The organism is Luteitalea sp., from assembly GCA_009377605.1.
Lineage (GTDB): Bacteria > Acidobacteriota > Vicinamibacteria > Vicinamibacterales > Vicinamibacteraceae > WHTT01.
This window is the reverse complement of the sequence record WHTT01000062.1, coordinates 1-11,893: the sequence shown is the minus strand read 5'-3', so window position 1 is coordinate 11,893 and position 11,893 is coordinate 1. Positions and strand designations below refer to the sequence as shown.

The 11,893-nt window shown below is 64.9% G+C and carries 10 protein-coding genes and 1 pseudogene; 5 read left to right on the top strand and 6 right to left on the bottom strand.

Translation table 11 applies throughout. From position 1 onward, the window contains the following. The first annotated feature begins 87 nt into the window (after positions 1 to 87). Positions 88 to 972: a hypothetical protein gene (locus tag GEV06_19135; protein MPZ20006.1), complete on the top strand. Its 885-nt coding sequence runs from the start codon at positions 88 to 90 to the stop codon at positions 970 to 972. Between the two features lie 9 nt (positions 973 to 981). Further along, positions 982 to 2,850, top strand: coding sequence for a gamma-glutamyltransferase family protein (locus GEV06_19130; GenBank protein MPZ20005.1), 1,869 nt, complete (start codon positions 982 to 984; stop codon positions 2,848 to 2,850). Between the two features lie 220 nt (positions 2,851 to 3,070). Here GEV06_19130 and GEV06_19125 read toward each other — a convergent pair whose 3' ends face one another. Continuing rightward, positions 3,071 to 3,334, bottom strand: coding sequence for a hypothetical protein (locus GEV06_19125; protein ID MPZ20004.1), 264 nt, complete (start codon positions 3,332 to 3,334; stop codon positions 3,071 to 3,073). Between the two features lie 535 nt (positions 3,335 to 3,869). On the opposite strand from GEV06_19125, the gene GEV06_19120 reads away from it, so the two are divergent. After that, a complete protein-coding gene (locus GEV06_19120) occupies positions 3,870 to 4,427 on the top strand; it encodes a hypothetical protein (protein ID MPZ20003.1) in 558 nt (185 codons plus the stop codon). 1 nt (position 4,428) lies between these two features. Here the strand turns inward: GEV06_19120 and GEV06_19115 are convergent, their stop codons facing one another. From GEV06_19115 to GEV06_19105, 3 genes are all read right to left on the bottom strand, one after another. Beyond that, positions 4,429 to 6,432: a hypothetical protein gene (locus GEV06_19115; GenBank protein MPZ20002.1), complete on the bottom strand. Its 2,004-nt coding sequence runs from the start codon at positions 6,430 to 6,432 to the stop codon at positions 4,429 to 4,431. Between the two features lie 48 nt (positions 6,433 to 6,480). Next, positions 6,481 to 7,557 (bottom strand): AI-2E family transporter, encoded by a 1,077-nt coding sequence (locus GEV06_19110; protein MPZ20001.1) that lies wholly within the window; start codon positions 7,555 to 7,557, stop codon positions 6,481 to 6,483. A 457-nt stretch (positions 7,558 to 8,014) separates the two neighbouring features. Continuing rightward, entirely contained in the window at positions 8,015 to 8,893 is an 879-nt protein-coding gene (locus tag GEV06_19105) for a hypothetical protein (GenBank protein ID MPZ20000.1), read from the bottom strand. Positions 8,894 to 9,081: 188 nt separating this feature from the next. Between GEV06_19105 and GEV06_19100 the strand changes: the two are divergent. Both GEV06_19100 and GEV06_19095 read left to right on the top strand, forming a co-directional pair. Beyond that, positions 9,082 to 9,972, top strand: a pseudogene (locus GEV06_19100) (dienelactone hydrolase family protein). A 61-nt stretch (positions 9,973 to 10,033) separates the two neighbouring features. Next, positions 10,034 to 10,942 (top strand): formamidopyrimidine-DNA glycosylase, encoded by a 909-nt coding sequence (locus GEV06_19095; GenBank protein MPZ19999.1) that lies wholly within the window; start codon positions 10,034 to 10,036, stop codon positions 10,940 to 10,942. A 325-nt stretch (positions 10,943 to 11,267) separates the two neighbouring features. Here the strand turns inward: GEV06_19095 and GEV06_19090 are convergent, their stop codons facing one another. Both GEV06_19090 and GEV06_19085 read right to left on the bottom strand, forming a co-directional pair. Next, complete coding sequence (locus GEV06_19090; protein ID MPZ19998.1) at positions 11,268 to 11,513, bottom strand: anti-sigma factor; 246 nt, start codon at positions 11,511 to 11,513, stop codon at positions 11,268 to 11,270. 22 nt (positions 11,514 to 11,535) lie between these two features. After that, the coding region (locus GEV06_19085; GenBank protein MPZ19997.1) for an RNA polymerase sigma factor at positions 11,536 to 11,893 on the bottom strand (358 nt) is incomplete at its 5' end.

The window sequence follows — 11,893 nt, the reverse complement described above, 5'->3', positions numbered from 1 at the left end:
GATGATAACCCTGTTCAGGACCGGCGCGACAACATTGTGCTGATGTGCCCCTGCCCCCCTACCTGCTGTCCATGGCAGACTGACGACATGCCGATCGCAGGGGGTCTTGCGGCGCGCGGCGCCCGCAGGGCGCTGGTGTCGGTCGCCGTCGTGTTTTGGCCCGCGTGCGCTCAGCCGCTCCTCGAGCCGACGTTCGTCCCAATCGCTGGCCCGGGCGCTCAACAGCAGGCCTCCGCTCCAGATACCCTAGAGGACTACCCCACCGCCCTCGCGGCAATCGTCGATGTCCTGGAGAGCGAGCTGAAGCTGCCCCGTCCAGAGGTCACGCTCGTGCTGTTTGCCAATCGGCGCAGCTTCGAAGCCGGCCTCTTGTCGATTGGCTACCCCCGCGAGCTGGCGCGCGACGCGTCGGCGTTTGGCGCGATTGGAGGCGCTCGCGCGATCCTGGCCAACGCCGGCATCCTCGACACGCTACCGTGGCCGGACCGCGTGCGGCTGCTTGCTCACGAGCTCACCCACTCGGTCCAGTACGTGCTGGCTGGCGGCGAGCGTGGTCGGTCGGATCAGTGGCTCCGTGAAGGCGTCGCGGACTGGGTGGCCTTTCAAACGACGGCCGCATTGGGCTACATGTCGTACGGAGAGTCGCGCCGGCACCTGCTGGAGCGGCTCGCATCCGCGCCGCCTGGGCTCACACCGGCCCCGCTCGACGAGCTCGCCACGTTCCCGCAGTGGGTCGCAGCACAACGCACGTACCACGACGTGCCGCTCTATACGCAGGCCTTTCTGGGCGCAGAGCTCCTCATCCAGCAGTACGGCTTCGAGAAGGTGTCCGAGTACTTCGCGCGCTTTGCTTCCTCCGATGACCGGCAGTCCAACTTCCGCGCCACGTTCGCTCGAGACCTCTCCGACTTCGAGCGAGCGTTCGAGAAACGGTGGTATGAGGAGCTCATCAGTCGGCAGCCGTTGCGGTAGACTGTGCGCATGCGTCTACGGCTTGTCGTCGCCATGGTGTCGCTGCTGGTCATCACGGTGCCTACGGCTGCGCAGCGCACGCAAAAACCGCCGCTCCATGGTCGCCACTGGATGGCGATCACGGGCAAGCCGCTCGGCGCGACTGCCGGCGCCATGATCCTGCAGCAGGGCGGCAACGCCGTCGACGCGACCTGCGCCATGCTGGCCGCCGTCTCCACCATGTGGGACACGCTCGGCTGGGGCGGCGAGACGCAAGCGCTCGTCTACAACCCCCACACGAAGAAGGTGATTGGCATCAACGCGCTCGGCGTCGCACCGACCGGCGCCACGCCGGAGCTCTTCAAGAAACAGGACATGTCCTATCCGCCGGAATATGGCCCGCTCGCGGCGGTCACACCTGGCACGCCCGGTGGGCTGCTGGTCATGCTTGCCGAGTTCGGCACATTGAGCGTGAAGGAGGTCCTCGCGCCTGCAATCGAGCTGGCCGACGGCTACCCCATCGAAGCGCAAGCGGCCAACGCCATGGAGCGGCACAAGAAGCGAATTCAGGAGTGGCCGTACTCGCGACAAGTGTTCTTGACGCACCCGGGCGAGGAGCGCGAGGCGCCGAACGCCGGTGAGATCTTCGCGCAGCCGGATCTCGCCGCAACGCTCCGCAAGCTCGTCGAGGCGGAGCAACAGGCGCTGCAGGCTGGCAAGAGCCGCAAGGAGGCTATCCAGGCGGCGTACGATCGCTTCTACACGGGCGATATCGCCAAAGAGCTCGTGCGCGGTACAAAGGAGCAAGGCGGCCTCATCACCCTGGACGATCTCGCGCGCTGGCAAGTACGTCTCGAGGAACCGGTCTCGACGCGCTACAAGGACATCGACGTCTACAAGCTCACCGTCTGGACGCAAGGCCCGGCGCTGCTGCAAGCGCTGAACATTCTGGAGACCCTCGACCTCCCGAGCATGGGATACAACAGCGCGCGCTACATCCACGCGTTGTACCAGACCATGAATCTCGCGTTTGCCGATCGCGACTTCTACTACGGCGATCCGTACGTTCCACCGGAGGAACCGGTCGACGGACTGCTTTCGAAGGAGTATGCACAGGCGCGGGCCAAGCAGATCGACTGGGAGCGGAACGACCCGGACATCAAGCCGGGGGACCCGTATCCGTACGGGGGCACGACGAACCCGTTCCGCGATCTGCTGGACAAGTGGACCGCCCCGCCGCCTCCGACGCGGCCCACCACGGCCACGCAAGACGTGTCGATGGCGCGTGTGGAGCGCTCGTTCGACGAGGGCTTCCGGGCGGGGACGACCTCGATCGTCGCGGCAGACAAGGAGGGGTGGCTCGTCTCAGTGACACCGAGCGGCGCCTGGATTCCTGCCGTGATTGCCGGCCGCACGGGCATCGGCCTCAGCCAACGCATGCAGCAGTTCGTGCTCGACCCCGCCAGCGGTCCATTCAACGTCGTCGAGCCTGGCAAGCACCCGCGTGTGACGCTCACGCCGAGCCTCGCGCTCAAGGACGGCCGTCCGTACTTGGCGTTTGCCGTGCAAGGCGGCGACACGCAGGATCAGAACCTGCTCCAGTTCTTCTTGAACGTGGTGGAGTTCGGGATGACCGTGCAGCAGGCCACGGAGGCGGCCAACATCACCAGCTATCAGATGCGCAGCTCATTCGATGATCACCGCGCCGAGCCGGGCCGCCTCACGCTCAACCAGTCCGTGCCACCGTGGGTCATCGCCGAGCTGCGCCGCATGGGCTACCGTACGGAGTTCTCCGAGCGCACGTCAGGTCCAATCAACGCGATCTTCCTGGACACAGCGCACGAAACGATGTGGGGCGGCTCCAGCAACGACGGCGAGGACTACGGCATCGCGTGGTAGAACAAAGTGACGAGTGACGAGTGACGAGTGACGAGTGACGAGTGACGAGCAGGGCAGGGTCGACGCGGGGGCTAACGACCAGCGCCCACGCTGGAAGCTCCGAGCTCGGCGTAGGTCGTCAGCCCCGAAGTTGGTCCTGCCCGTCACTCGTCACTGACGTCGTCAGCCCCAACGCCGACCCTGCCCTTCTCGTCCCGTAGCAGCGGTGCGGTGCCGACCTTCACGACGTGAGCGCGCGCGCGATCAGCGTCTGTAGCCGCCTCCGAACGTCGGCCTGCGTCTCGTCGTGTGCCGCGAGATCCTCGAGCTCACCCAGTGTGAATGTCTCCATCAGCTGTTTGCCATTCAGCCTGGCAATCAAGAGCCGGGTGAGATCCCTGGCGTCCGACCATTCCGTGGCGGACACACGGGCGCCCTTCTCGCCCGCCAGCGTGTGAAGTTGATCCACGATCCAGTGCTCGCCAATTTGCTGCTGTTTTCGCATCGACGCTCGGCTTCTCGGGCGGGGCTGTGCACAAATAGGGCGGGAGCTCGCGACTTTCGTTCCGTGCGTCCCGAGCAACAGGCACTGGTGACCGCGTCGAGCACGAACTGTCCGGGCCCATCCTCCCCCAAAACGGCACAGACCGCTTGCGGGGACAAACGTCTTCACCATAGCTCAATTGATGAGTTAGGTCAACGTCCACTGCACCATCGTCCCGCTCATGACGTCGGCTCGCAAGCTGGGTATTTTCGGCCTGCGCACGAACAGACCATAGGTCGCTTTCCCGTGCTACTAAAGTCCTGCCGCAAGCTGAACTGTTTCACCGAGAGAGCGCCCTTCGAAACTGGGGAAAATCCGGCAGTGCCTGAGAACGAATCCTGACTGCGCGCTCCGGCCGTTTCTAATTGCTTAGAAGAACCCACTGTTTGTCGCGGAAAACCGTCCGGCACTGTGCCAACTGAAGCCGGGTACAGCATTTGCCTACGTGTAATGGCGCTCGATCGGATTCATAGGAAACAGGGTGTAACAGACGCATATGCGAAATCTCTCAATCGTTGGACTGCCGCTTGTTGGCGTACTGTGCTTTGGCGCGCCGGTCTTGGCAGAAGCAGAACAGGAAGCGGTGGTCTCGACGCCCCAGGACAAGGGCACGGCGGTCTCAGAAGTGGAGGATCGCCTGGCAGCGATCTCAACGGAAATGGAGCGAGGGGCGGCAGTGGCCGGAACGGCCAATCAGTTCCCACCGATCCCGCGAGCGAGCTGGACACCAGGTCCGACCGAAGACGATCCGCTGTTTACAGCCGTCCGCGTCGGCATGCTGGCGTCACAGGTCATGGATCTCAGCACGACGACGTACGGCATCGGAACGGGTACCGTCAAAGAAGCCAACCCGTTCATGCGCTGGGCCGCAGACGATCCGCTGGTGCTCGCCTCGATGAAGCTAGGCACGGCGGCAGGGCTGGATTGGACCATCCGCAAGCTGTCCAAAAGCGGCCACCGAAAGACAGCAATCATTCTGGGCATTGCCCTTACGACTGCCTCTATGGGGGTCTCCATCCACAATATGAACGAGATCCGCGGCGCGCAGCGGTAAGTCAGCCCGGCGTGTCGGATTGAGAACAGCGCACGGCGCGGACTCGCTCGACGAGATACAAACGCCGTGCGCCATCATCCGCAAGCCGCCGCAGGAGAAAGGCCTCGTTGAGAAACCGTTCCATCTCCAGTGTGGCGCGCTTGCGATCCAAAACGACGTAGCGGGCTGCGCAGGCGAGACTCGAGACAGCTCCGGCCCGCCGCCCTCCCGCTGTCTCCGGCAACGCATCGGTCGCGTCGCTGGACAGCTGCAACAGGCGACGAAGCACCGGATCGTGCGCGTAAGCCGCCTTCACTCGCGGCGACAGCCGCGCCACGAAACCGCCGAAGATCGGCCGCCCGTGAATGGTCTGATAGAACAGCACTCGGTGATTCAATCGGCCGCGTGCTCCAAAGCCATCGCGCACGCCAAGCGGGACGTCGAGCACGGCCCCCGCCGGTAGTCCCTCGAAACGCTCGTATATCGGAGGCGTATCCAGCCGCAGCACGGGGTACGGCGCTGGTAGGTAGTCGATGAGCGTGAGGACGATCGCGCCAGTGCCCAGCATCCATCCCCGTCTTCCCTTCCGGAGAGTCGCCACCACCATAGCGGCGAGGAGGGCGACCGCCAGCAATGAGACAACGAAGGCGCGTCCCGGGATACGCGCATTCGACAGCACCGGCACGAAGCGAAGCAGCGTTTGCGGCAGCATGACGCCGCTGTTCGCCCCGAGCACCATGAGATATGGGCCGAGCGCCCAGAGGGTGAAGAACGCCGCAATCCAGAGCCACCGTCGCACGTCGTCCACATGCCGGTATCTGACCCACGCCACGCCCAACAGCGCGAGCGGTACGCCGCCGAGCCACGCGGCGCTTTCTGCCCGATTGATACCGAAGCTGTCGTAGACCGCCGAGACCGCACCACCCCACCAGGGGTGGAGAGGATTGCCGAGCAGTAGGCTGCCCACGTCGATGCCAGATGGTGCGCTGCGCCAGTGATACGCCTGCGATGCGTAGTCGCCTTCGAGCCACAATTGCGTGCCTGCCATGATGAGCGGCGCGAGGAGCAGCGCCGCAACGCCCAGGGCGAGCGCGAACAGATGCAACGGTGGGCCGTGAAGATCCGACCGCCGGATCTCGATCGTTGGCCAGGCCCAGACGAGCAAGAGAGCCGCGAACAGCACACCAGTGGCGACCCTGGCGTTGAAGGTGTGATGGAAGCTGACGTGCACGCCACCAAGCCGCAGCTCTCCACCGCCGGTCGACGCGATGTACAGAATCGCCGCTACGACGATGATGAGCATTGCCACGAGGGCCGTCGCGACCCGACGTCTTCTCGGCGTCAGGGCGCTCCTGACGAGGGTGATCCGGCTGCAGCGCAGCAGCACGTCTCCTCCACCCAGGAGGAGACCAAAGACCAGGTAGTAATAATCGAGATAACCCAGAGCGCCGACAATCGTCCCAACCGCCACGGCGGCGCGCAACGTGGGTCGTCGATGTAGCGCGTCGAGCGCGACGATCAAGAGCGGCAGCCCCCAAGCCGAGAGGACATTCAGATGGCCGTTCAGGCGCATCATGAGGAACGGCGCGCCGGCAAACACGACACCTGCCAAGGCGGCCGCCAGGCGATCACGCGCCAATATCAGTGCCGCGGCGTAGGCACAGATGCCGTTCAGGAAGATCGTTGCCAGCACCGCGAGGTTGTACTGCGTTACGACGCCGGCGCCGGGCAGCAGCAGCACGGTGGGATACGCGGGAATCCAGCTTGCCGTGTGAAGCACGAGACTCGTGCCCAGTGGCGCGAATAGGGCGGGCGTCCAGATCGGCGACGCGTCAGACCAGAGCGCTTGATGTGCCCACCAGAAGTTCCACGCAGAGGCGACGTTGTCGCCAGCGGCAACGCCCAGGAGGCCGTCGGGCAGGTGCCGGCAAAGCGGATAGCTGAAGGCAAGCGAGAGCGCAATGAAGAAGCCAATTGCCGGCACGTGCGCCGCCCGTCCTCGCCAACCGACCGGCCGGAGAGCCATCACCTGCGCCAACGCCTCTCCAACCGCGCGGAGAGCCCGTCCATCGTGTCATCCCCGCGACACGGTCTCGCCACCCTCGGGGAGCATGTCGCGGAACGCGGCCCCGAACATCTCCCACACCGTGATGAACAGCGCGGCGATAATCGGACCGACGATGAATCCGGTCACCCCGAAGAGAAAGATCCCGCCGAGCGTCGAGAAGAGAATGAGCAGATCGGGCATCTTGGTGTCGCGGCCGACCAGACGTGGACGCAGCACGTTGTCGAGCGACCCAACGACGAGCGCGCAGAAGAGCGCCAGGCCGAGCCCTTGTGCCACGGCGCCCTGCACGAAGAGCACGATGACGGCCGGCACCCAAACCAACGCGACGCCGACGCCGGGGATGATCGAGAGCACGATCATCAGCGTCGTCCAGAAGATCGCCCCTTCGATGCCCAGCACCCAGAACGCCAGCCCGGCCAGACCGCCTTGCAGGACGCCGATGAGGAGGGTGCCCTTCAACGTGGCGCGTGTCACCGAGGTAAACCTGTCGAGCATCCGCTTCTTGTCCGCCTCTGTCAGCGGCAGATAGGCCAGCGAGGCCTGCAGCATCTGCTTTCCGTCCATCAGAAAGAAGAACATCGCGTAGAGGAGGATGAAGAAGTGGAAGAAGAACACGACCGTGCCGCGTGTCGTCGCTGACAGGGTCTTGAAGAGAAAGGCGCCCAGGTTGCCGACCAGCTCACCGCCGCGGGTGAGCAGCTCGGCGCGGATGGGCTCGACCTCATCGATGAACGGGATCCGGGCCACGTAGGTATCCAACCCGCTGGGCTCTTTGAGCGTGCGCTCGATCCAGGGCCGGACGTTCTCACTGATCTGAAGCGCTTCGTTCGCGACCGCACCCACGAGCCCGAGCAGCGGCACGATGACCAGCGCCAGGAGCAGGACGAGCGTGCAGAGCGAGGCCACCGCGCGGCTTCCGCGCAGCAGACGCTGGAGGCGCAGATAGATCGGGTGGGCGACGCCGGCAAAGATCGCCGCCAGGAGGATCGTCAGCAGAAAGGTCTGAATGAGGGCGAGAAACGCGATGGAGATCGCGACGACCAGCAACAGCAGGAACGTTTTGCGAAAGCGCTCTTCGGTCATGATCCGCAGTGGACCAATCGATTGCGTCCGCGGTCGTTTGCTAGTGTCCTGTGCACCGTTGGCCGCTTCTCCTCTTGCGCTCTACGCGTTCCGAAGATAGCACAGGCGTCTGCGGTCGCTCCGTCGAGAACCAGCCTGATGATGTCCAGCCCAGCCGTCGCCGGTCGACGACGGATACGCCCCGTTCATCTTAGCGTGAGACGGATAGTGACGATTTTGTCGCTATTCCTCCCTGAGCAGTGTCACTGGATCGACACGAGCGGCCTGACGTGCCGGTCGCCAGCAGGCCAGGAGCGTCGTCGTGGCCAGGATGCTCGTTACGAGCACCCAGCTCCACTGATCGCCGAGCGTCACGCCGTACGCCACGCCTGGCGGATATCGTCTAGGACCATTGCGATCTCTCCAATCTTGGATGGTCCATTATGGCCCAAAGTCAGGACGCCTCGGCGAGGCGTCCCTACCTTCCACCGATGGTAGGGCGCGTTCGCCGAACGCGCCGTGCTTCGTCGTGCTCCTCGTCCTCCCCCTCCTCTTCCTCCCATCGGCGGCGCTGGCGCGCACGCCGGCGACGGCGGGCGATGAAGGCCAGCGCAGCGATCGCGAGTACCATCAGCCACACCGATCCTCTTCTGGCAACAACGGGGATCCATACCGTCCAGCGTCGATAAGGCTGCCACGCGCGAGCCGCCGCTGCGTCGGCCGACTCGCCCGTCTCGAGCTCGAAGGCGCGGCGGAACGGCGTGCCGGCCGCCACGTGGCCGGCTATGGCTCCGGGCACGTCGAGACCATGACGACGACGCACGTCCGCGACGAGCACTGCCGCCAGGAGGTACGCCCGCGTTGTCTGCTGCCGCGCGTTCGATCCGAAGAGCCGCTCCACATCACCGATTGCCGGCTCACCCGCGAGCGCAAACAGCAGCCGGGCCCTGTCTGTAATGCCCCATCCAGATTCCACCGACACGGCGACGCCCTCGTGAAACCATCGCGGCAGCGGGTAGGCGCCGGCGCGAGCAGCAAGCGCGAGGTGCACAATCTCGTGACGGACGGTCGATTCGAGCGAGTCGTAGGGATAAGAAGACGCGAGACGCTCGGGAAAGATGACCACGTCGTATGGCGCGAAGGCGCGGCCGACGATCCAAGGTGGCGTTCCGCGCGCGCGGCCATCCGCTTCGGCGATGAGCGTCACGTGAACCCGTGGCGGGAGCTCGAGGCCCGCCTGACCGAGCGCACGGACGAGCTGTTCTCGGTCGACCTGCTCGACACGCTGGGCGGCGCCCGCCAGCGACTTGGGGGCATCAACCGTCAGCTGGAGCTCGGGAGCCGTCGATTGCGACACGAGAAGGCTTGCGAGCAGGACGAAAGCTTGGCTTCCACGGTTGCCGTGCACTGTACGAGCTTAATCCCGGAAAATGGGACCGGGTACCATTTCGGGCGCGAAAAGGTACCCGGTCCCATTTTCCTGCTGTAACATTGCCACGTTGCCCCCTGGAAGCGTTACCCACACGGCATTCTGGAGGTGCAGGCATGACGCGAAAGAAGGCGAGCGATTTCGATCAGGGGCTGCTGGATCTCTTCGACCAGTAAGTGCACGGGCTCATCGACCGTCGCGGGTTCCTGGACGCCGCAGGCAAGTTCGCGGCGGGCGGCATGACGGCAGCCATGTTGCTCGACGCGTTGAATCCGCGATTCGCTGAGGCACAGCAAGTTCCCAAAGACGACGAGCGGCTGAAGGCGGAGTACCTCGAATACCCGTCACCGCAAGGTACGGGGACCATGCGTGGATACTTCGTCCGGCCGGCCAGCGGCTCGGACAAGCTGCCCGGCGTGCTCGTAGTGCACGAGAACCGCGGCCTGAACCCCCATATCGAGGATGTCGCCCGCCGGCTGGCGCTCGAGAGTTACATCACGTTTGCGCCGGACGCGTTGACGCCGTTGGGCGGATACCCTGGGGATGAGGACAACGCCCGGGAGCTGTTCGGCAAGCTCGATCAGACCAAGACACGAGAAGACTTCGTCGCAGCAGTAACGTTCCTCCGGAACCGCCCGGACTGCACGGGGAAGGTTGGCGTCGTCGGCTTCTGTTACGGCGGCGGGATCTCCAACATGCTTGCGACGCGCGTGCCGGACCTCGACGCGGCGGTGCCGTTCTACGGTAGTGCGGCGGACGCCGAGGATGTCGCAAAGATCAAGGCGCCCCTTCTCATTCACCATGCGGAAAAGGACGATCGGATCAACGCCGCATGGCCGGCGTACGAGGCCGCGCTCAAAGCAAGCAGCGTGCGCTACACGAGATACCAGTACCCCGGCACGCAGCACGGCTTCAACAACGACACGACGCCGCGCTACGACGAAGAGGCGGCAAAGCTGGCGTGGCAGCGGACAACCGAGTTCTTCGAGGAGCACCTGCGCGGATAGCGCGAAGCATGACGGCCGCAGCGCAGGCCTGCCCACGCAGCATCGCAGGGGCCTTCCTTCTATGCCCGAGCTGCCCCAGGTCGCGATCTACATCGAGCGCCTCGACGCGCTGATCAACGGTCACGCGCTGGAGCGTGTCCGGCTGACCAGCCTGTTCGTCTTGCGCTCGACGGTACCCCCGATCGATGAGGTCGTCGGCAAGCGGGTCGTGGGCGTCCGCCGCTTGGGCAAGCGAATCCTGCTCGCCATGGAGGACGAGCTCTTTCTCGTTATCCACCTGATGATTGCCGGCCGGCTCCGCTGGCGGAAGCGAGGTGCGGCAGCGCCGGGGCGGGCCGGCCTCGCCGCGTTCGACTTCGCCCACGGCACGCTGCTCTTCACGGAAGCCAGTGCCAAAAAACGCGCCTCCCTGCACCTGGTGCGCGGTGAGGCCGAGGTCGCCGCATTCGATCGCGGTGGCCTCGAGCTGCTCGAAGCCTCGGCGGCGGAGTTCCGTGGCGCCCTTCGCCGAGAGAACCACACGCTGAAGCGAGCCCTGACCGACCCGCGTATCCTGAGCGGGATCGGCAACGCCTTCTCCGACGAGATCCTCCATCGCGCCCAGTTGTCTCCGTTCAAGCAAACCCATCAGCTCGACGCGAATGAGTGCGATCGGCTCTACCGCGCCGCGACGGAGGTTCTGGTCGAATGGATCGAACGCCTGCGCGGTGAAGTCGGCGATGGCTTCCCCGAGAAAGTCACCGCATTCCACGCCGCCATGGCCGTTCACGGCAAATACCGCCAGCCGTGCCCCAGGTGCGGCACGCCGATCCAGCGCATTGTCTACGGAGAGAACGAGGCCAACTACTGTGCGACCTGTCAGACCGGCGGCCGGCTGCTAGCCGATCGCGCGCTGTCTCGGCTCCTCAAGTCGAATTGGCCCAGGACGCTCGAAGAGCTCGAAGAGCGGAAGTCATCGTCCCTCCTCTGAGTGAGCGCCGGGCACTTCTCCGTAGAAGTTCCACTCCGCGCTGGTGTCCCGCGTATGCGGCCGATCGGAGGCCGCCGTCGCGGACGGCCCAGCCTTCGGGTCCGACCCTTTCACCTGAGACGAAATAAGCCGTGTACCGGTACATGGACGGCATTCTGACCTGGCAGTCTGGCCAAACGTTTACGGTGACGATCGGAAGCCTGGATCCCACTCTTCAAATCGCAAACCGTCGTCCGAACCAGGTCAGTGATCCAATGGAGAACGTGCCCGAGGGGTTGGAGGTCTAGCGGGGAACGGTGGTAGGGCCGCCTCGCCGAGGCGGCCGCTATGGAACCTGCTCCTCCTTGCGCCATGCCCGAAACGCCTCTCGCAGCGTGGCGTCGATCGAGCCGCCCTTGGCGCTCGGCTCGAGCCGCCGCAGCATCGCGAGCGTCGTCCGCATTTGCGACACGTAGCGCCGGCAGAACTTGCACATCGCGAGGTGGAGCCTGAACTGCATTCGCTCCCACCACGACAGGTCCTGTTCGAGATAGGCGGTCAGCCGTTCAGTCACGTCTTTGCAGGTCAGCATGGCTTGCAAGGCCTCCACACCATCAGCGTCGCTCCAGCAGGGCCGCAAGCGCGCGCCGGACACGTGTCCGGCCGCGGTGCAGCAAGACACGTTGATTGGTCTCGGAAATCTCGAGAATGTTACAGGCCTCCTCGGCTGGCAGGCCCTCGATGTCTCTGAGCATGACAACCGCGCGCGGGCCGGCAGGCAGGGCGTGGATTGCGGCCTCCAGCGCCCGATGAACCTCCTGACGCAGGACCAGCGCCTGGGGATCGGCCGAGCTCCAGGAGGCCGGCGGTTCGCACCACCGCCCCTGGGTGTCGAACCAGGAGCTCTCCGGCGAGTCGGCGTTCTGCCCCGCCGCAAGCTCGAGATCCGAGAACGGCACCAGACGGCTTTCC